Annotated in this window: 21 protein-coding genes and 1 pseudogene; 13 read left to right on the top strand and 9 right to left on the bottom strand. The window is 59.1% G+C overall.

The genetic code is table 11. The features are described 5' to 3' along the window. Window positions 1-44: 44 nt before the first annotated feature. Both ALP8811_RS03475 and ALP8811_RS03470 read right to left on the bottom strand, forming a co-directional pair. Window positions 45-1,085, bottom strand: a complete 1,041-nt coding sequence (locus ALP8811_RS03475) for a permease (protein WP_108855783.1) — start codon at window positions 1,083-1,085, stop codon at window positions 45-47. After that, window positions 1,078-1,419: an ArsR/SmtB family transcription factor gene (locus ALP8811_RS03470; RefSeq protein WP_108855782.1), complete on the bottom strand. Its 342-nt coding sequence runs from the start codon at window positions 1,417-1,419 to the stop codon at window positions 1,078-1,080. The genes ALP8811_RS03475 and ALP8811_RS03470 overlap by 8 nt, the downstream gene beginning before the upstream one ends. Before the next feature lie 96 nt (window positions 1,420-1,515). Here ALP8811_RS03470 and ALP8811_RS03465 point away from each other — a divergent pair, with 96 nt between their 5' ends. Both ALP8811_RS03465 and ALP8811_RS03460 read left to right on the top strand, forming a co-directional pair. After that, entirely contained in the window at window positions 1,516-2,103 is a 588-nt protein-coding gene (locus ALP8811_RS03465; RefSeq protein WP_108855781.1) for a uracil-DNA glycosylase family protein, read from the top strand. Between the two features lie 12 nt (window positions 2,104-2,115). Then, entirely contained in the window at window positions 2,116-2,904 is a 789-nt protein-coding gene (locus tag ALP8811_RS03460; RefSeq protein WP_108855780.1) for an SseB family protein, read from the top strand. Window positions 2,905-3,131: 227 nt separating this feature from the next. Here the strand turns inward: ALP8811_RS03460 and ALP8811_RS03455 are convergent, their stop codons facing one another. Next, a complete protein-coding gene (locus ALP8811_RS03455) occupies window positions 3,132-3,374 on the bottom strand; it encodes an accessory factor UbiK family protein (RefSeq protein ID WP_108855779.1) in 243 nt (80 codons plus the stop codon). Between the two features lie 94 nt (window positions 3,375-3,468). On the opposite strand from ALP8811_RS03455, the gene lgt reads away from it, so the two are divergent. The 3 genes from lgt to pgeF are packed head-to-tail and all read left to right on the top strand — an operon-like array spanning window position 3,469 to window position 6,204. After that, the gene (gene lgt / locus ALP8811_RS03450; RefSeq protein ID WP_108855778.1) at window positions 3,469-4,365 is read left to right on the top strand and encodes a prolipoprotein diacylglyceryl transferase; all 897 of its coding nucleotides are present in this window, start codon (window positions 3,469-3,471) and stop codon (window positions 4,363-4,365) included. Next, a complete protein-coding gene (locus tag ALP8811_RS03445; RefSeq protein WP_108855777.1) occupies window positions 4,362-5,456 on the top strand; it encodes a class I SAM-dependent methyltransferase in 1,095 nt (364 codons plus the stop codon). The genes lgt and ALP8811_RS03445 overlap by 4 nt, the downstream gene beginning before the upstream one ends. Then, window positions 5,446-6,204, top strand: coding sequence for a peptidoglycan editing factor PgeF (gene pgeF, locus ALP8811_RS03440; protein ID WP_108855776.1), 759 nt, complete (start codon window positions 5,446-5,448; stop codon window positions 6,202-6,204). The genes ALP8811_RS03445 and pgeF overlap by 11 nt, the downstream gene beginning before the upstream one ends. 69 nt (window positions 6,205-6,273) lie before the next feature. On the opposite strand, the gene ALP8811_RS03435 is transcribed toward pgeF, so the two are convergent. After that, complete coding sequence (locus tag ALP8811_RS03435) at window positions 6,274-6,774, bottom strand: Lrp/AsnC family transcriptional regulator (RefSeq protein ID WP_108855775.1); 501 nt, start codon at window positions 6,772-6,774, stop codon at window positions 6,274-6,276. Window positions 6,775-7,017: 243 nt separating this feature from the next. Here ALP8811_RS03435 and trxB point away from each other — a divergent pair, with 243 nt between their 5' ends. Both trxB and ALP8811_RS03425 read left to right on the top strand, forming a co-directional pair. Next, window positions 7,018-7,959, top strand: coding sequence for a thioredoxin-disulfide reductase (gene trxB, locus ALP8811_RS03430; protein ID WP_108855774.1), 942 nt, complete (start codon window positions 7,018-7,020; stop codon window positions 7,957-7,959). Window positions 7,960-8,191: 232 nt separating this feature from the next. Next, entirely contained in the window at window positions 8,192-10,267 is a 2,076-nt protein-coding gene (locus ALP8811_RS03425; RefSeq protein WP_108855773.1) for a bifunctional sulfate adenylyltransferase/adenylylsulfate kinase, read from the top strand. 60 nt (window positions 10,268-10,327) lie between these two features. On the opposite strand, the gene ALP8811_RS03420 is transcribed toward ALP8811_RS03425, so the two are convergent. Together ALP8811_RS03420 and ALP8811_RS03415 are read right to left on the bottom strand one after the other, a co-directional pair. Then, window positions 10,328-11,434 (bottom strand): endonuclease/exonuclease/phosphatase family protein, encoded by a 1,107-nt coding sequence (locus ALP8811_RS03420; RefSeq protein ID WP_108855772.1) that lies wholly within the window; start codon window positions 11,432-11,434, stop codon window positions 10,328-10,330. 90 nt (window positions 11,435-11,524) lie between these two features. After that, window positions 11,525-11,938 carry an Hsp20 family protein gene (locus tag ALP8811_RS03415; RefSeq protein WP_108855771.1) on the bottom strand — a complete coding sequence of 138 codons (414 nt, stop codon included), beginning with the start codon at window positions 11,936-11,938 and terminating at the stop codon, window positions 11,525-11,527. Between the two features lie 162 nt (window positions 11,939-12,100). On the opposite strand from ALP8811_RS03415, the gene ALP8811_RS03410 reads away from it, so the two are divergent. The 4 genes from ALP8811_RS03410 to ALP8811_RS03395 all read left to right on the top strand — a co-directional run bounded on the left by ALP8811_RS03410 (window position 12,101) and on the right by ALP8811_RS03395 (window position 14,900). Beyond that, complete coding sequence (locus tag ALP8811_RS03410; protein ID WP_108855770.1) at window positions 12,101-12,319, top strand: YdcH family protein; 219 nt, start codon at window positions 12,101-12,103, stop codon at window positions 12,317-12,319. A 75-nt stretch (window positions 12,320-12,394) separates the two neighbouring features. After that, window positions 12,395-12,883, top strand: coding sequence for a 5-(carboxyamino)imidazole ribonucleotide mutase (purE, locus tag ALP8811_RS03405; RefSeq protein ID WP_108855769.1), 489 nt, complete (start codon window positions 12,395-12,397; stop codon window positions 12,881-12,883). Further along, window positions 12,876-13,952, top strand: coding sequence for a 5-(carboxyamino)imidazole ribonucleotide synthase (locus tag ALP8811_RS03400; protein ID WP_108855768.1), 1,077 nt, complete (start codon window positions 12,876-12,878; stop codon window positions 13,950-13,952). The genes purE and ALP8811_RS03400 overlap by 8 nt, the downstream gene beginning before the upstream one ends. A 234-nt stretch (window positions 13,953-14,186) precedes the next feature. Further along, window positions 14,187-14,900, top strand: a complete 714-nt coding sequence (locus tag ALP8811_RS03395) for an outer membrane protein (protein WP_181363679.1) — start codon at window positions 14,187-14,189, stop codon at window positions 14,898-14,900. Window positions 14,901-14,943: 43 nt separating this feature from the next. Here the strand turns inward: ALP8811_RS03395 and ALP8811_RS03390 are convergent, their stop codons facing one another. Further along, window positions 14,944-15,429, bottom strand: coding sequence for a DUF2937 family protein (locus ALP8811_RS03390; protein WP_108855766.1), 486 nt, complete (start codon window positions 15,427-15,429; stop codon window positions 14,944-14,946). Window positions 15,430-15,576: 147 nt separating this feature from the next. After that, window positions 15,577-16,929: a proline--tRNA ligase gene (gene proS / locus ALP8811_RS03385; RefSeq protein WP_108855765.1), complete on the bottom strand. Its 1,353-nt coding sequence runs from the start codon at window positions 16,927-16,929 to the stop codon at window positions 15,577-15,579. 161 nt (window positions 16,930-17,090) lie between these two features. On the opposite strand from proS, the pseudogene ALP8811_RS03380 reads away from it, so the two are divergent. Both ALP8811_RS03380 and ALP8811_RS16550 read left to right on the top strand, forming a co-directional pair. Continuing rightward, window positions 17,091-17,465: pseudogene (locus tag ALP8811_RS03380) on the top strand (FAD-dependent oxidoreductase); the annotation flags it as partial. An 11-nt stretch (window positions 17,466-17,476) separates the two neighbouring features. Then, window positions 17,477-17,614, top strand: coding sequence for an FAD-dependent oxidoreductase (locus ALP8811_RS16550; RefSeq protein WP_108855764.1), 138 nt, complete (start codon window positions 17,477-17,479; stop codon window positions 17,612-17,614). On the opposite strand, the gene ALP8811_RS03370 is transcribed toward ALP8811_RS16550, so the two are convergent. Continuing rightward, a complete protein-coding gene (locus tag ALP8811_RS03370) occupies window positions 17,615-17,806 on the bottom strand; it encodes a hypothetical protein (protein ID WP_108855763.1) in 192 nt (63 codons plus the stop codon). Window positions 17,807-17,823 lie beyond the last annotated feature (17 nt).

The following is a 17,823-nucleotide window of genomic DNA, read 5'->3' as shown; positions in this document are numbered from 1 at the left end:
AGGCCAGCAAATCTCTGCTTATCTGCTGACCCCGATGTTCACGTTCACGCGATGGCGTTCCAGCTGATACCCGCCAGAACTGCGCCGACAACCGCGATACCCAGATAGGCCGCGAAGACCCGCGGCTTGACCAGCGCCCAAACCGCGACCGCCGCAGGGATTGAGCTGATGCCCCCTGCTATGACAAAGGCCATGGCTGCTCCGTTCGACATGCCTTGCTCTAACAATGCATCCACCAACGGGACAGCGGCGTACCCATTCAAGTAAGCCGGAGCCCCAACGATGGCCCCCAACAGGATCGGGCCCAATCCGGTTCCACCAAGCACCTGAGCAATTAGTTCGGCAGGGATATAGCGCAGCATTAGCGCCTCGATCATATAGGCCAGGGCCAGCCATTTACCGAGGAAGAACAGGTTCTCGAGCGCGGCCTCGCGGAACGAAGCGCGACGATGTGCCTCGCCCCAGAATTTCCATTTCACGGCGCCCGAGAAGCTATCTTCATCCTCGCCACAGCTGGACGAGCAGCAGGATTTCACCTGCGCCTTTTTCAGCGGGTTGGAAAACAGCGCACTGGACGCGAATGCCCGCACGGTAAATCCACCCAACAGCCCGATTGCTACGGCGAACCCCAGTTTGGCGGTCGCAAAGCCAATCCCAAGCGTGCCTGCGGTGATCGAAAACATCGCCGGATCCATCAGCGGCGAAGACAGCCAGAATGCCATAACCGCCGACAACGGTGCGCCCATCGCCAGAAGCGCCGCGATAAAGGGAATAACTTGGCACGAGCAGAAGGGGGACAGCCCGCCCACCAGTGCTGCCAGAACGATCATCCGTACCTCGCGCCCTTGAAACGCGCCCGACAACAGGTTCTCGGCCCCGGTCGCTTTCATGTAGGCGACGGCGAGAATGGCAAACAGAATGAAAGGCAACGTGTTCAGAAACGCTGCAGTGGCGAAACGAATAGTCGGCTCGATCTGGCCCGGATCAAAGACGGCCAACACGATTGGGATCAGCACGATTACGGCCACGGCTTTGTCAATTTTCCAACGTTTCGAAGGGGGCTGGACCCCGGATATGTCAGCCATGATCGGCGTCCTTTTCTGTCGGGCAATCGGCGCAGCACTCGGATAGAAGATAGTCCGACAGCGCCCGCATCACATCCATTTCAGCCGCCACACAGATAATCGAGCGCCCTTGCTTTTCCTGTGTGACCAAGCCTGCAGCAGCAAGGATCTTCATGTGGTGGGTCAGGGTTGACCCGGTGATCCCACAGCGTTCGCCCAGCGCGCCGATGGACAGCCCCTCGGGACCTGCCCGCACCAAGGTACGCAGCACACTTAGACGATGTTCTGACCCAAGGGCCGCAAACTGCGAAGCAAAGACATCAACGTCTTCGGGGGAATGAGATTCGTGTTTCATATTTCTAGAAATATCGAAATATCTGCATGGCGCAAGCCTTATTTCGACAAAACTCGAAATATTGAAGTCTCTACACGACCACTCTACGCTCCCCACATGAAAGCCCTGCACGACGCCATCAGTTCCTGCACCCTGTGCGCCGCGCGTTTCGCGCAGACCGAAACCGCACACGCCCCACGCCCAGTGGTTTGGTTCCAGCCCAGCACACGGATCAGGATCATCGGCCAGGCGCCGGGGATGCGGGTGCATAAATCGGGCGTGCCCTTTGACGATCCGTCAGGCGACCGACTGCGGCAATGGATGGGCGTGGATCGGGATGCTTTCTATGACCGCACACGCGTCGCCATCACACCTATGGGGTTTTGCTTTCCCGGGTATGACGCCAAGGGATCAGACCTGCCGCCCCCCAAGATTTGTGCAGACACATGGGCCGATCAAGTAGATCAGGCATTGGGCGACATTCCCCTGACTTTGGTGGTCGGAGGCTACGCGCAGGCCCGTCATTTGGGTCGTGGCAATGGCGTCACGGCCACGGTGAAGGGCTGGCGCGCCCATGCGCCGCGGCTCTTCCCCTTGCCTCATCCGTCTTGGCGCAATACGGGTTGGCTGAAGAAAAATCCGTGGTTCGAGGCCGAGCTTCTACCCGAACTGCAAAAGCAGGTCGCCATTGCGCTGACCCCATAGTCGGAGATTTCCATGAGCGAGCTGACGCAACTGGACCAAGCCCACGCTGCCATGCAGGCAGACCTGAACGATGACGCAGCCCGGATGCGGTTCTACGAACGCCTAGCAGATCGCGAACTGTTTCTGCTTCTATCCAGTGAACCGCAGGGCGAGGATATCGAACCGGAACTGTTCGAGCTTGAGACCGAAAAATATGTACTGGTCTTTGACCGCGAGGATCGACTTGCCGAATTTGTTGGCGTCCCTGCCCCCTACGCCGCCCTTCCGGGACGCATCATCGCTGGAATGCTGTCGGGTCAAGGCATTGGTCTTGGCGTCAATCTGGGGGTCGCACCATCATCCATCCTGATCCCGGCCGAGGCGATGGACTGGCTGGCCCAGACCCTCAGCAGTGCCCCCGACGAGGTCGAAGCACAGATCACTGAGATCCTGCCCCCCTCGGCCCCCGAAGTGTTGCTGACCGCTTTGGCAGAAAAGCTGGGATCGGCCGGTGGGTTGGCCCAATATGCCTGTCTGGCAGGCGTAGGCCATGCGGACGGTCGGCGCGGGCATCTTCTGGCGTTCATCAATCCCGCCGAGGGCGCCGAACGCGCATTGGCCGGTGCAGCGAACGAAGCGCTTACCTTCTCGGGCATCGATGTTGGAGAGTTGGATGTGGGGTTCTTTGCCGAAGCGGACGAAATCGCACAGAAGCTCACGGCAATCGGTTTGCGCTTTGACTTACCGGCCCCTGAAGCCCCCCAAACGCTTGCCCCTGTCGCGCCCGGCTCGGACCCTGAGAAGCCGCCAATTTTGAAGTGACCGACAGACAATCGCGCCTTTTGGATGCGTCTATTCAAAAGAAAAGGGCGCAGGTAACCCGCGCCCTTCCCTCACCAGAAACGCCCCCGGCATAGCCGTGTTTCCAGATTCGTATTCTGTCCAATATTGGGAAAAAGTGGCAATCTGATGACACCACTAAGTGGCATCCATCCCGCCGCATGACGTACCGTGGCGCGGCGCCCAAACGGCGCCCGCCAAGTCTTAGTTCACTTCTTGGCTTCCAACGCGTCCAGACGTACCTTCAGCGCTTCGTTTTCCTCGCGCGCTTTCTGGGCCATCGCGCGCACAGCGTCGAATTCTTCGCGGGTGACGAAATCACGATCTGCCAGCCAGCGATCCATCCAGCTTTTCATCGCAGTCTCGGCTTCATCTTTTGCGCCCTGCGCCACGCCCATGGCATTGGTCATCATCTGGGAAATGTCGTCAAAAACCTTGTTGCGCGTCTGCATCTGCTTCTCCTCGCTTGAGCTGCCCCCTATATGGGGCTTTGCGCAGACAGAGACAAGGTTGACTTGCCCCAAAGAAGAGGTTCAACAACGCAATATGTTTATGGCTATCCCCTTCCCCAATATCGGGCCCGAGATCTTTTCGATCGAACTGGGCAGCTTCACCTTCGCCCTGCGCTGGTACGCAATGGGCTATCTTGTGGGCATCGCATTGGGGTGGTGGATCATCGCCCGCGCACTGGCCCGGCCAGCGCTGTGGCGGGGCGAGCCACCCATGACGCGTGCACAGCTCGAGGACTTGGCCACATGGATCATCGTCGGCATCATCGCTGGTGGCCGTCTGGGTTTTGTCGCCTTCTACCAACCGGAATACTATCTTGCGAACCCACTGGACATTCCAAAGATCTGGCAGGGCGGCATGTCCTTCCATGGCGGGTTTGTGGGTGTGATCGTGGCAGTCTGGCTGTTTAGCCGCCGCAAAGGATTGCCCACAGCGTCTATCGCGGATCTTCTGGCCATCGCAGCACCCATTGGCATCGGCCTTGTACGCGTCGCGAACTTCATCAATGCAGAACTTTGGGGCCGCCCGACCACCGCACCTTGGGGCGTCATCTTTCCCGGCGAATACGCACAGCATTGCCCCGGCTGGGACGCCACGCTTGGCGCCTGTGCCCGCCACCCCAGCCAGCTTTATGAAGCGGTGCTTGAAGGTGCTGTCTTGGCGATTGCCCTTCTGTATCTGGCCTATCGCCGCGGCTGGTTGAAAACGCCGGGCCGCCTGACCGGACTATTTTTCCTAGGCTATGGCCTGTCCCGCTTTGTGGTCGAGTTCTTCCGTCAAGCCGACGCGCAATTCATCACCCCAGATAACCCATGGGGCCACGTGATCCGCGTGGGCGATTGGGGCATCACGATGGGCCAGACCTTGACGCTTCCCATGATCGCTATTGGCATCGCCACGCTGATCTGGGCCAACCGGCGCAAACCGGAATGAACGCGCTTAAGCAGGTCCTGATCCGCCGGATCGCCAAAATTGGCCCCATTTCGGTGGCCGACTATATGGCCGAGTGCCTGCTGCATCCCGAGCACGGATACTACGCCACGCGCGATCCGTTCGGCGCACAAGGTGACTTCACCACAGCCCCCGAGATAAGTCAGATGTTTGGCGAAATGCTGGGGCTTGCCTTGGCGCAGACGTGGCTGGATCAAGGCGCGCCGTCACCCTTTACTCTGGCCGAGCTTGGGCCAGGACGCGGCACGCTGATGGCCGACATTCTACGCGCCACCAAGAGTGTGCCGGGGTTTCATGCCGCCGCACAGGTGCATCTGGTCGAGGCCTCGCCCGTGTTGCGTGCCCGTCAGATCGATCGCCTTGCCCCGACCCCTGTCACTCATCACGACAGCATTGGCAGCCTGCCCGATGCCCCACTGTTTCTGGTCGCAAACGAGTTCTTCGACGCCCTGCCCATCAGGCAATACCAGCGCGATGGCGACGGTTGGCGGGAATGTCAGGTGGGTCTTGAAGGCGATACGCTTGCCATGGGCCTGACCGCCCCCCTGCCCGTCCCAGCGCTGGATCACCGACTGGGTGACACGCAGGACGGCGACGTGGTCGAGATCTGCGCCCCGGCCCAAGGCGTCATGTCAAAACTTGGCGGTATAATCGACGCATATGGCGGCGCAGCCCTAATCATCGACTACGGCGATTGGTGTTCCGTCGGGGATACATTTCAGGCGCTGAAGGATCACGCACCGGTGTCGCCACTGGAAACACCCGGCGAGGCGGACCTGACCGCCCATGTGGATTTCGAGGCGCTAAGCCGCGCGGCCGCCCCGCTGACCCCCCACCTATTGACCCCGCAAGGCATGTTTCTAGAGCGGCTGGGCATCACCGCCCGTGCGCAGACTTTGGCTGGAAAACTCAGCGGCGACGCGCTGGACAGCCACATCGCTGCACACCGACGCTTGACGCATCCCGATGAAATGGGGACGCTCTTTAAAGTGCTGGGACTGACTCGCGCAGACGCGCCTGATCTTCCCGGCCTGCACCGCAACCAAACACAGGCCCACCCGGATGGCACTTGAGATCCTGACCTCTGACGCCCTTGGCCAGACACGGCATGGGTTCTTCACCCGCAAGGGTGGCGCGTCTTCGGGTGTCTATGCCGGGCTGAACTGCGGCAGCGGCAGCAAGGATCAGGCCGAGCTGGTGCAGATCAACAAGGACCGCGTGGCACAGGCGCTGGATGTGGCCCCAAGCCATCTATGCGGCGTCTATCAGGTGCATTCCCCTGATGTGGTCATCGCGGACGGCCCGATCATCGGCGACAAACCCCACGCGGATGCGGTTGTGACCGCCACGCCGGGGCTTGCCCTGTCGATCCTGACCGCAGACTGCCAACCGGTTCTGTTCTCGGATCCCGAGGCCAAGGTGATTGGTGCGGCGCACGCGGGTTGGAAAGGCGCTATTGGAGGCGTACTGGAGGCGACGTTAGAAGCTATGGAAAGCCTTGGCGCGACCCGCGCCAACATCACAGCAGTGATCGGCCCGACCATCAGTCTTGGAGCCTACGAAGTTGGCCCCGAGTTCCGCGAAGAGTTCACCGGGCACGACAGCAGCTATGACCGCTTCTTCACCGATGGAAAGGGTGACCGCGCCATGTTCGATCTGCCCAGCTTTGGCCTGCATCGGCTCGAGGCCGCAGGTGTCGGGCGTGCGGAATGGACCGGGCATTGCACCTATTCCGACCCCGATCGGTTCTATTCCTATCGCCGCACCTGCCATCGCAGCGAACCGGATTACGGAAGACTGATTTCGGCCATCCGGCTATAACCGATTCAAAAGAAAACGCCGCCAGCAACAGTGCGGGCGGCATTCCAAATCTCGTCAAAATCGAAAATCTTACGGCGTGTCTTCCATCCGGGCTTCCAGCACGTCGAACGGCACGCCCGGTTCATCTTTGGCCCCGCGAATGACCAGCGAGGTTTTCACAGACGCGACGTTTTCGGCTGATGTCAGCTGTTCGGTCAGGAAGCTCTGGAAGGTCGACAGATCGGGCGCCACACATTTCAGGATGAAGTCCACCTCTCCGTTCAGCATGTGACATTCGCGGACCAGCGGCCAGTCGCGGCATTGTTCCTCGAATGCAGACAGGTCGACCTCGGCCTGGCTGAGCAGTCCGACCATGGCGAAGACCTGAACCTCGAAGCCCAGCGCGCGGGCGTCAACATCCGCATGATAGCCCCGGATCAACCCATGTTCTTCCAGCGTGCGCACACGTCGCAAACAGGGGGGTGCCGAGATCCCGACACGCTTGGCGAGTTCCACGTTGGTCATGCGACCGTCGGCCTGAAGTTCGGCCAGAATCATACGGTCGATAGGGTCAAGTTTGCTTGCGGACATTGAGTTGCCTTCTGATGAGCATCCGGTCGCGCGCCAATGGGCGACATCTGTTCGGAAATTGCGCAGAGATTACATCTACATGAAGCATTGCGCAACAATCTTTCGCACTTGCGCAACATCATTTCTCGATGATTTCGCCAACCAAGCTGTCACGGCACGGTGATGTGTTCCGGCTCGGGCCTTTCAATACAGGTCCGGCTCGCTTATATGCGTCACGAAACAAGATTGCTCAAGGAATTCTCTATGTCCGAGACTCGCCACACCAAAGTTCTGATCATCGGTTCCGGCCCCGCAGGCTACACGGCCGGCGTTTATGCCTCGCGCGCGCTGTTGGACCCGATCCTTGTGCAAGGCATGGAGCCGGGTGGCCAGCTGACCACCACGACCGAGGTCGAAAACTATCCCAGCTTCATCGACATCCAAGGCCCCGAGCTGATGATGAAGATGGAAGAGCACGCCCGTGCGATGGGGACCGAAGTGATTGGCGATCTGATCGTGGATCTGGACATTTCCAAGCGTCCCTTCACTGCGAAGGGTGACAGCGGCACGACCTATACCGCCGATGCGGTCATTCTGGCCACCGGCGCACGCGCCAAATGGCTGGGTCTGGAAAGCGAAGAAAAGTTCAAGGGCTTCGGCGTCTCGGCTTGTGCGACCTGTGACGGGTTCTTCTATCGCGGCGACGAAATCGTCGTCGTCGGCGGCGGCAACACCGCTGTGGAAGAAGCACTGTTCCTGACCAAGTTCGCCTCGAAAGTAACGCTGATCCACCGCCGCGACACGCTGCGCGCGGAAAAGATCCTGATCGACCGCTTGATGAAAAACGAAAAGATCGTCCCACTGTGGGATCATCAGCTGGAAGAGGTCGTCGGCGACGAAAACCCACTGGGCGTGACCGGCGTACGCGCCAAACACGTGGAAACTGGCGAGATCACCGAGATCCCGGCCAAGGGGGTCTTCATCGCCATCGGTCACGCGCCGGCCAACGAGCTGGTGAAGGACACGCTGGAAACCCATATGGGGGGCTATGTGGTCACCAAGCCGGATTCGACCGCCACGTCCGTCCCCGGTGTCTTTGCGGCAGGCGACCTGACAGACCACAAGTATCGCCAAGCCGTCACATCGGCCGGGATGGGCTGCATGGCTGCGCTGGAAGCCGAGCATTTCCTGTCTGAGAACGAATAAGCGGCGAGCATATCCCCACCAATTCGTGAAGGCGGCCTTTTTGGCCGCCTTTTTTCATGCACTACTGGGCGCGAATGTCCTGCCTTCACTCTCCATTGCGAAACACTGTTCCCCAATCCACACAGTCCCGGCGACTTTCCCCCCAAATTAGAATTCACCCCAAATACCCTCTTTGCCCAGCGACCATTTTATGCGAAGCGTTCACGCGTGAACACACTTTGAGTCGTATGACATGTCGTCAACCGAAACAAAACCCAGCCCCGAGGAAGAGGATCAACTCTTTCGCCTCCTGCGCCAGCTAGACACGGCGCCGGGAGCATCGCAACGCGCGACTGCTTCGGCCATCGGGATTTCATTGGGTCGGTTGAACGCCCTGTTGCGCGCAGCGGTCGATGCCGGGCTGATCACGATCAGCGAACGCAGCGGCCCGGACAAACGCCAACGGTTTGCCTATTCGCTGACCGCGCGGGGTGCCTCGGAAAAGGTGCGACTCACAGACATATTTTTGAACCGCAAGCTTGCTGAATATAATGCATTGCACGCGGAACTAACCGGTACAACCAGCGGCATGGTTCCGCTTAAACACAGGACCAATCTTATGGAACAAAACCTCGCTCCGATCCCAGAGCTCTATGTCAGCCACGAAAGTGCGCAGAAGCTGAAAGTTGAAGCTGCCGATCTGACCAGCCACGACCTTAGCCCGCGCCAGATTTGTGACCTCGAGCTGCTGATGAACGGCGGCTTCAACCCGCTGAAAGGCTTCCTGACCGAGGAAGACTATGACGGTGTTGTCGAGAATATGCGCTTGGCAGACGGGTCTCTGTGGCCGATGCCGATCACACTGGACGTGTCTGAAGACTTCGCCCAGTCGATCGAGCTGGGTCAGGACATCGCCCTGCGCGATCAGGAAGGCGTCATTCTGGCCACCATGACCGTGACCGACCGCTGGGAGCCCAACAAGGCCCGCGAAGCTGAAAAGGTCTTCGGCGCTGACGACGACGCCCACCCGGCTGTGAACTATCTGCACAACCAAGCTGGCAAAATCTATCTGGGTGGTCCGGTTGTTGGCATCCAACAGCCTGTTCACTATGACTTCCGCGGTCGCCGCGACACCCCGAACGAGCTGCGCGCCTATTTCCGCAAGCTGGGCTGGCGCAAGGTTGTAGCCTTCCAGACCCGTAACCCGCTGCACCGCGCACACCAGGAACTGACCTTCCGCGCCGCGAAAGAGGCTCAGGCCAACCTGCTGATCCACCCGGTTGTCGGCATGACCAAGCCGGGCGACGTTGACCACTTCACCCGCGTGCGCTGCTATGAGGCCGTGCTGGATAAATACCCGGCATCGACCACCTCGATGAGCCTTCTGAACCTCGCCATGCGCATGGCTGGTCCGCGTGAAGCTGTTTGGCACGGTCTGATCCGCGCCAACCATGGTTGCACCCACTTCATCGTTGGCCGCGACCACGCTGGCCCCGGCAAGAACTCGGCCGGTGATGACTTCTACGGCCCTTATGACGCGCAAGATCTTTTCCGCGCAAACCAGTCGGAAATCGGCTGTGAAATGGTCGACTTCAAGCACATGGTCTATGTGCAGGAACGCGCCCAGTACGAACCCAATGACGAGATCAAAGACAAAGACGACGTCACGATCCTGAACATCTCGGGTACCGAACTGCGCCGCCGCCTGTCCGAAGGGCTGGAGATCCCCGAGTGGTTCTCGTTCCCCGAAGTCGTCACCGAACTGCGCAAGACCAAGCCGCCACGCGCCAAGCAAGGCTTCACCGTGTTCTTCACGGGCTTCTCGGGTTCGGGCAAGTCGACCATCGCCAACGCGCTGATGGTGAAGCTGATGGAACAGGGCGGTCGCCCCGTGACGCTGCTGGACGGTGATATTGTTCGTAAGAACCTGTCGAGCGAGCTTGGCTTCTCGAAAGAGCACCGCGACCTGAACATCCGCCGCATCGGCTATGTCGCGTCTGAGATCACCAAGAACGGTGGCATCGCGATCTGTGCGCCTATTGCGCCTTATGCAACCACCCGTCGCGCCGTACGTGAAGACATCGAAGCCTTCGGTGCTTTCGTGGAAGTGCACGTCGCAACCTCGATCGAGGAATGCGAGCGCCGCGACCGCAAGGGCCTGTATAAACTGGCCCGCGAAGGCAAGATCAAAGAGTTCACCGGCATCTCGGACCCATATGACGTGCCCGTAAGCCCGGAGCTGTCGGTCGAGACTGAAAACGTCGACGTCGACAACTGCGCCCACCAGGTTCTGCTGAAACTGGAAAGCATGGGTCTGGTGAAAGCCTGATCGCTTTGAAATCCAAGGAAAAGCCCGGCCATCGCGCCGGGCTTTTTCGTTAGTTGGGTGTTAGCTGCTCAGCCCATCCGGCATCGGGTTCCAGTCGAAATAGGCTTTGACGATCCCGTGGTCGGACGCACCCAGCGCTTCTTCAAAGCTTTCGCGGTTCAGGTGGTCGTTGATCACTTCCATCTCGCGGAAGGACCACAGGCGTTTGCGCGAGTGGTCATAGAACTCTTCACTGACCAAAATGTGGTCGAGGCTCTCGCGCTTATGCTTATAGACATGGGTGTAATAGACATGCCGCATCGACCGGTACTGTTGTAGGCGCTCGACGGAATAGAGCCCCTTGTCGGCCGACAACCCGGCCCGGCTTTTCTGGATAACGCGATATGTGGGCTGATCGGAAATCAGCTCGTTCGTTACCGACATCGTGTCATCATTCAGGTCGCCCATGACGATAGTGGGTGAAATGTCGTCTTCGTCCTCGGACTTCATCCAGCCATCCAGAAGCACCCGAAGTGCGCCAGCCTCCATCACCCGACGCATATGAGACAGCGTGGATTTCGCGTGTTTGGCGTGGTGTTGCAGGATGATCGGTTGCGGCTGGGCAAAGGACACGCGGGCCGGGCCTTTGGATTTCAGATGGGCCACGACGACGGTGATTTCCGGCGGGGTCGGACCGTCCCCTTCCGGCTGGATCTTGGCGATTAACAGCGGGCGAGAGAATTTGTTGATGGTGATGGTGATCTCTTCTTCGGCGCCTGCGGTCTCGCGCACTTTGTCGAACCGGAACTGAGGTGGGAAGTCGGCGTGCCAGCCACCCTCGACCAGTTGTGTCCCACCGTGCCGATCCTTGCGCACTGCCAACGCGACCTGAGGCCGCCCCCGGCCCGGTGCATCGCGCGCCACAAGGTCATAGTCATTGGTCAATCCTGCCTCGGCGAAGCATTCGCGCAGGGCCAGAACGGACCAGAGCTCTTGAAAGGCGATAATCTCGGCATCGACCTCTTTCAGGCGTGCGGCAGTCCACTTGATTTTGCGCTGATAGTAAGCGCGGCCTTCCGCATCGTCTTCGATGTGGGGACGGTTGGAATAGGTGATCCCGCCGGGGACCTGCAGGTTGAAAAGATTGATTGTCGCAAAGCTTAGATCACGCATATTCGCACGGGCCATGGCAAATTCCTCCTGAAATCAACTTTTGGAAGAATAGCATGATTCTGCGATGTCGCGTGACAGTGGGCCGATTTCGCCCGAACGCGGGCTTTACGCTTTGTTGATCGTGATCGTCTGCACCACCGTTTCCGGCTCGGCGCGTTCAAGGTCAATGTGCAGCAGCCCGTTTTCGGTCTTGGCACCCATCACCTCGACCCCATCAGCCAGCACGAAGCTTTTCATGAACTGGCGGGCGGCAATACCCCGATGTAAAAATACCCGGCCGTCACCCGTGTCGCCCTGAGATCCGCGGATCACAAGTTTGGCGTTTTCCACCGTGATCGACAGATCCTCATCCGCAAATCCAGCCACGGCCAGCGTGATCCGATAGGCCCGGTCCGAGACCTGTTCGATATTGAAAGGGGGATAGCCATCTTTTCCGGATTTCGCGGCCTGTTCGACCATGCGTTCCAGCTGCTCAAAGCCCAACAAAAAGGGATGCGTTCCCAAGCTTACCTTAGTCATAGACACGTCCTTGAAGAAGCGACACGTAACATATGGCCCCCGCAGGCGACCACATCATGAATATGGTTGTCCCTCCAACTGGTTGCAAGGCGGCTTTTACTTGGCGATTGGTCCCGGCTGACGTTATGGTCGGGCAACCACTCGACGAGAACGACTCAAAAAATGAGCAATGCCAAAGAAATGAAGACCGACGACGTGCTCCGCGTGGAGCTCGAGGTCTTCCGCGCCGAACACCGCGATCTGGACGAAGCCATCCATGCGCTTGAAGAAAGCGGGCGGGCAGATCAGTTGCGCCTGCGTCGCCTGAAAAAGCAGAAACTGGCCTTGAAAGACAAAATCGCCCGGATCGAGGACAAATTGACCCCCGATATCATCGCCTGACGCAACGCAGCATTGCATCAAGGGGCGTGAAGCCTGTATGGAAACGCCAACTGACGCAAGGGATGCGAGGACAGCATGACGGACGTGAAAGTCGGGATCATCATGGGCAGCCAGTCGGACTGGCCAACGATGAAAGAAGCCGCCAACATTTTGGACGAGCTGGGCATTGCTTATGAGACCAAGATCGTCTCGGCGCACCGCACCCCGGACCGTTTGTGGGATTATGGCAAGACCGCCGCGGATCGAGGACTTCATGTGATCATCGCAGGCGCTGGTGGGGCGGCCCACCTGCCCGGCATGATGGCTTCGAAAACCCGTGTGCCTGTCGTTGGCGTCCCCGTGCAAACGCGCGCGCTGTCAGGCGTCGACAGCCTGTACTCCATCGTTCAGATGCCCAAGGGCTTCCCGGTCGCAACGATGGCCATCGGCGCTGCTGGCGCGGCCAATGCAGGCTTGATGGCCGCGGGCATTCTGGCCGTGTCGGACGCTGATCTTGCAACCCGGCTGGACGCGTGGCGCGATGCGTTGTCGGCCTCGATCCCGGATGAACCAAGCGATGACTGATATGCTTCCTACCGGTGCCACCATCGGCATTCTTGGCGGCGGACAACTGGGCCGTATGTTGTCGGTCGCGGCGTCCCGCCTGGGCTTCAAGACCCATATCTTTGAACCGGGCGCGAACCCGCCTGCCGGCCAAGTTGCCGACCGCGTGACCACTGCAGGATATGACGACATTGCGGCTTTGGAAGCTTTCGCGGATTCGGTCGACGTCATCACCTATGAATTCGAGAACATCCCGACCACAGCACTGGACGCACTGGAAGCGCACAAGCCCATTCGCCCCGGACGCGAGGCGCTGCGCGTCAGCCAAGATCGCCTGACCGAAAAGGACTTTCTGTCCGGTCTGGGCCTGAAGGTTGCGCCCTATGCGAATGTGGAAAGCCCCGATGATATGGCTTCGGCGGTTGCCCAGATTGGTGCGCCCTCGATTCTGAAAACCCGGCGCTTCGGCTATGACGGCAAGGGACAGGCGCGGCTAAAGTCGGGCGCAGATGCAGATGCCGCACTGGTGGACATGCAAGGCGCACCTGCCGTGCTGGAGGGCTTCGTGACCTTCACTCACGAGGTCAGCGTGATCGCTGCGCGTGGCATCGGCGGCGACGTCGCCTGTTTTGATCCCGGCCAGAATGTGCACAAAGACGGCATTCTGGATACGACAACAGTGCCCGCAAACCTGACCGCCTCGCAGCGGATGGACGCGGTGCTTCTGGCCGCCAACATATTGAACGCACTGGATTATGTGGGCGTCATGGGGGTTGAGCTGTTTGTCACACAGCAAGGGCTGATCGTGAACGAGATCGCTCCTCGCGTGCACAATTCCGGTCACTGGACCCAGCAGGGCTGCACCATTGACCAGTTCGAACAGCACATCCGCGCTGTTGCAGGTTGGCCCCTGGGCGACGGATCGCGCTATGCCGACGTGGTGATGGAAAACCTGATCGGCGATGATATGGACCGCGTTCCCGAGATCACGCGCGAAGGCAATGCCTCGCTTCACCTGTATGGCAAAGCCGACACCAAACCGGGTCGCAAGATGGGTCACGTGAACCGCATCACACCGCGCCAGAACTGATCCACTTTTCCACCCAACAGACACATCGCCCGCAGGACCCCTGCGGGCGATTTTCGTCTTCACCTATGATTTCAATCTATTCTTTACTTTCAACCAATAAGTTTGGCGCACGCGTCCCAAAAGGACGCCACGCCATGCCACACTAGATCTGGAAAAAAAGTTGTATTCACTCCCACATTTTGTGGATAGAAAGGGTCAATCTTTTTCTACGATTAAATACGAGTTTTACCGATGATGAAATCTGCCAGCCTGGTAACCTGCCTGACCGTACTTATCGCAACCGGACACGCGCATGCGGGTTCCCTGCATGATCCAGTGATCGAAACGCCTGTCACGGCCTTTGCCGTAGAGGACCTCAAACCTTGGCATGGCGCCTATATTGGGGGAACCATCGGGCATCACTTCAGTGGCGGTGACCAAGTGGGTATCGATCCCACTTCAGGTAGTTCGTTTGACGTCGGAGATTTTGATATCAGCGGCTGGACCGGATCCTTGCGCGCAGGCTATCGCTGGCAGTTCTCAAGTTTCGTCATCGGCGGTGAGCTTGCAGTTGAGGGTGGCCCGGTCGAAGACGCCTTTAGGAATGGCGATGTCCGTGGATCAACCAAGTTGAACCACGCGCTTTCGTTTCGCGTGAAAGCCGGTTCTGTTTGGAGGGTTTGGGACTCGTTCGTCTATGGAACTGTTGGTGTGACGCGTGCCGAATTTGACTACAACGTCACCAGCAACAATCCGATCCGCCCACTCGCCATCGATGAAACCTATTCCACCAACGGTTATATTCTTGGCCTTGGTTTCGAGCGCCCGATTTCGGACCGCTGGACGCTGACCGGCGAGTATGAATACACAAATTTTGGAACAGACAAACTGACCGGCGGGAATGGGAACAGCACCTTGGCGACCCCGTTGTTCCATACGGTGAAACTGGGTGTGAACTACAACTTCTAAGCCCGCCAGCCCAAGGCAGCTTGCTTGGGCCACTTGGGCGGTATCAGGCCATTCTGCGGAAGGGGCGTAAAAACGCGCCCAGAAGCAGCGACACGATCAGCCAACCGCCCACATACCCGATCCCTGCACATAGAATGCCATCGGCCGTCACCGGAACGGCCGGGCGGTATTCGTTCCACGTGCGTTCGACCAGATCCACATCACGGAAGTGCCAAAGCTTGGTCAGACGCAGCAGGGGCTCGGTGCCTTGGAGCGCCGCATAGGACGCATCCAGCCGGTCAAAACGATTGAAGTTGTCCTGCATTTGATCACGTAGATCATTCTGGAAGTCCGATCCGCTCATCTTTCCCAGCGCTTCGTCACGGGTGTAGCCCGCCGCCTTTGCGGTCAGATCGAACCCGGTGGTGATCACTTTCAGCTCCGTCCGTGCGCCAGACAGGCGCTGCATGTATTGCTGCGTGAACTCGGGGAATTGGCTGAGCGCCACGGCGCCTGCCAAACCACCCATCATGGCCAATGTTCGGATCATGGTCTGCTCTCACTTGTGTGTTGTGTTTTCCCGAACACTAGCGCAGTGCAGCTTCCCCCGTCAAAGGGGCCATTTTTCAACTTGGTCCCCGCCCCCAAGAAAAAAGCCCCCGGAGATCCGAGGGCTTCTCAATCTTTCAGGTCTTTCTTACAGGCCCGAGACGCGATGTGGCTCGTAGATCTCGATGATCTTGGCAACGGCCGCTTCCGGCGTCATCTCTTCGCTTTCGCCGGTGCGACGGCTGGTCACTTCGACCACACCATTTTTCAGACCACGCGGCCCCACGGTGATGCGCCACGGCAGTCCGATCAGATCCATGGTGGCGAACTTGCCGCCTGCACGTTCCTTGCGGTCGTCGTAAAGCGGCTCAAGCCCTGCATTGGTCAGCGCTTTGTACAACGCTTCACAGGCCTCATCGGCAGCCTCGTCGCCTTGCTTCAGGTTCACGATACCGCAGTGGAACGGGGTCACACCTTCGGGCCAGATGATGCCGTTATCGTCATGCGACGCTTCGATGATCGCGCCCAGCAGACGGCTGACACCGATCCCGTGCGAGCCCATATGGACTGGCACCTGTTTCTGTTCGCTGTCGATCACCTTGGCGCCCATGCTTTCGGAATACTTGGTGCCGAAATAGAAAATCTGCCCCACTTCGATCCCGCGCGCGACGCGGCGGCGCTCTTCTGGCACCTCGTTGAAGATGGCTTCGTCATGGGTTTCATCGGTGCGCGCATATTTCGAGGTGAACTCTTCCAGCACACCCTGACACTGCTCGACACTGTCATAGTCGATCGCGCGATCGCCGAAGGTCAGATCGGTGACGGCGCTGTCATAGAACACTTCGCTTTCGCCGGTTTCGGCCAGCACCAGGAACTCGTGCGTATAGTCACCACCAATCGGGCCACCATCGGCGCGCATCGGGATAGCTTGCAGGCCCATACGCTCGTAGGTGCGCAGGTAGCTGACCAGATGACGGTTATAGGCGTGCAGCGCATCTTCCTTGGTCAGATCGAAGTTATAGCCGTCCTTCATGTAGAACTCGCGCCCACGCATCACGCCGAAACGCGGACGGATCTCGTCGCGGAATTTCCACTGGATTTGGTACAGGGTCAGCGGCAGATCCTTATAGCTCGACACGTTCGAGCGGAAGACGTCGGTGATGACCTCTTCGTTCGTGGGGCCATACAGCATGTCGCGGCCGTGGCGGTCTTCGATGCGCAGCATCTCTTCGCCATAGTCGTCATAGCGACCGCTTTCGCGCCACAGGTCGGCGGGCTGGATCGTCGCCATCTGCATCGGGATGTGACCCGCGCGGATCTGCTCCTCGTGCACGATGTTCTCGATCTTGCGCAGGACTTTGAAGCCCAGCGGCAACCAGGTGTAAATCCCGGCGGCTTGCTGTTTGATCATGCCGGCCCGCAGCATGTAACGGTGACTGACGATTTGGGCGTCAGACGGGGTTTCTTTCAACACGGGCAGGAAATAGCGGGACAGGCGCATAGTGACCTCTGTTCATTCATTCATCCCAAGCGGTCTACGCCATCGCGCGAGCTGGGGCAATCGCCCAATATGACTTGTTTGAACGTGACCTGAAGCGTCGCAATCCTGCTTGGCTTTACGCGTGCGCCCGGTCACTCTGCCCGGACCAACAGGAGACCCGCATGACAAACACCATCATGGAACCCGCGCGCAGGACGCCTGTCATCCACCGTACCGATGTACTGGTGGTGGGGTCTGGCCCCGGCGGGTTGGCCGCAGCCTTGGCGGCGGCGCGCGCCGGGGTAGAGGTGACGCTCTTGGATCGGTTCGGCTGTTTCGGTGGAAACATCACCACGGTCGGGGTCGAAGGCTTTGCCTGGTATCGCCACGAAGAGACCGTCGAGGCAGGCGGCATCGGACGCGAGTTTGAAGACCGCGCAAAGGACATGGGTGCCGCCGTTCCAGAAAGCCAATCACTGAGCTATGAGCTGGACAGCGAAGGCTTCAAACTGGTGGCTGACCGTCTAGTCGAAGAGGCCGGCGTGCATCCCATGCTGCCACTCGCAACATGGCCTGCTGCGCCGTAGCAGGACAAGGCGCCGGAGTGGCCGCTGCCCTGTCGATCAAATCAAATGTATCGCTGGATCAGGTGGATATGTCTTCAGTTCAGACTGAATTGACTCGGCAAGGGGTACGGATCCTCTGATCAGAGTGATCCGCCCATGCTGACACTCACCGTGGTTGTGGTGTGCGGCTTGGTCTTGCCATCTTCATAGACAACACCGAACCCTGCTTCACCCGACACGGTCACCCCCGGCGTACTACGCTCGTACTGGTGCCCCTCGCAGGCGGCAAGCAGCAGGGACATGGCGATGGCAGAAACTGCAACCTTGTTCATGGATCGTCCTTTCAGGG

It is taken from the genome of Aliiroseovarius pelagivivens, assembly GCF_900302485.1.
GTDB lineage: Bacteria > Pseudomonadota > Alphaproteobacteria > Rhodobacterales > Rhodobacteraceae > Aliiroseovarius > Aliiroseovarius pelagivivens.
Note: the sequence above shows the minus strand (reverse complement) of the source record. Positions and strands in the feature narration are given on the sequence as shown.

What these genes read in the sequence shown, in the direction of transcription:
- ALP8811_RS03435 (WP_108855775.1), bottom strand. Translation starts at nt 6,774, where the DNA reads ATGTCCGCAAGCAAACTTGACCCTATCGACCGTATGATTCTGGCCGAA.
- ALP8811_RS03460 (WP_108855780.1), top strand. Translation starts at nt 2,116, where the DNA reads ATGAGCGAGCTGACGCAACTGGACCAAGCCCACGCTGCCATGCAGGCA.
- ALP8811_RS03425 (WP_108855773.1), top strand. Translation starts at nt 8,192, where the DNA reads ATGTCGTCAACCGAAACAAAACCCAGCCCCGAGGAAGAGGATCAACTC.
- ALP8811_RS03470 (WP_108855782.1), bottom strand. Translation starts at nt 1,419, where the DNA reads ATGAAACACGAATCTCATTCCCCCGAAGACGTTGATGTCTTTGCTTCG.
- ALP8811_RS03455 (WP_108855779.1), bottom strand. Translation starts at nt 3,374, where the DNA reads ATGCAGACGCGCAACAAGGTTTTTGACGACATTTCCCAGATGATGACC.
- ALP8811_RS03410 (WP_108855770.1), top strand. Translation starts at nt 12,101, where the DNA reads ATGAGCAATGCCAAAGAAATGAAGACCGACGACGTGCTCCGCGTGGAG.
- lgt (WP_108855778.1), top strand. Translation starts at nt 3,469, where the DNA reads ATGTTTATGGCTATCCCCTTCCCCAATATCGGGCCCGAGATCTTTTCG.
- purE (WP_108855769.1), top strand. Translation starts at nt 12,395, where the DNA reads ATGACGGACGTGAAAGTCGGGATCATCATGGGCAGCCAGTCGGACTGG.
- ALP8811_RS03390 (WP_108855766.1), bottom strand. Translation starts at nt 15,429, where the DNA reads ATGATCCGAACATTGGCCATGATGGGTGGTTTGGCAGGCGCCGTGGCG.
- ALP8811_RS03420 (WP_108855772.1), bottom strand. Translation starts at nt 11,434, where the DNA reads ATGGCCCGTGCGAATATGCGTGATCTAAGCTTTGCGACAATCAATCTT.
- ALP8811_RS03465 (WP_108855781.1), top strand. Translation starts at nt 1,516, where the DNA reads ATGAAAGCCCTGCACGACGCCATCAGTTCCTGCACCCTGTGCGCCGCG.
- trxB (WP_108855774.1), top strand. Translation starts at nt 7,018, where the DNA reads ATGTCCGAGACTCGCCACACCAAAGTTCTGATCATCGGTTCCGGCCCC.
- ALP8811_RS16550 (WP_108855764.1), top strand. Translation starts at nt 17,477, where the DNA reads ATGGCCTGCTGCGCCGTAGCAGGACAAGGCGCCGGAGTGGCCGCTGCC.
- ALP8811_RS03400 (WP_108855768.1), top strand. Translation starts at nt 12,876, where the DNA reads ATGACTGATATGCTTCCTACCGGTGCCACCATCGGCATTCTTGGCGGC.
- ALP8811_RS03445 (WP_108855777.1), top strand. Translation starts at nt 4,362, where the DNA reads ATGAACGCGCTTAAGCAGGTCCTGATCCGCCGGATCGCCAAAATTGGC.
- ALP8811_RS03395 (WP_181363679.1), top strand. Translation starts at nt 14,187, where the DNA reads ATGAAATCTGCCAGCCTGGTAACCTGCCTGACCGTACTTATCGCAACC.
- proS (WP_108855765.1), bottom strand. Translation starts at nt 16,929, where the DNA reads ATGCGCCTGTCCCGCTATTTCCTGCCCGTGTTGAAAGAAACCCCGTCT.
- ALP8811_RS03370 (WP_108855763.1), bottom strand. Translation starts at nt 17,806, where the DNA reads ATGAACAAGGTTGCAGTTTCTGCCATCGCCATGTCCCTGCTGCTTGCC.
- ALP8811_RS03415 (WP_108855771.1), bottom strand. Translation starts at nt 11,938, where the DNA reads ATGACTAAGGTAAGCTTGGGAACGCATCCCTTTTTGTTGGGCTTTGAG.
- pgeF (WP_108855776.1), top strand. Translation starts at nt 5,446, where the DNA reads ATGGCACTTGAGATCCTGACCTCTGACGCCCTTGGCCAGACACGGCAT.
- ALP8811_RS03475 (WP_108855783.1), bottom strand. Translation starts at nt 1,085, where the DNA reads ATGGCTGACATATCCGGGGTCCAGCCCCCTTCGAAACGTTGGAAAATT.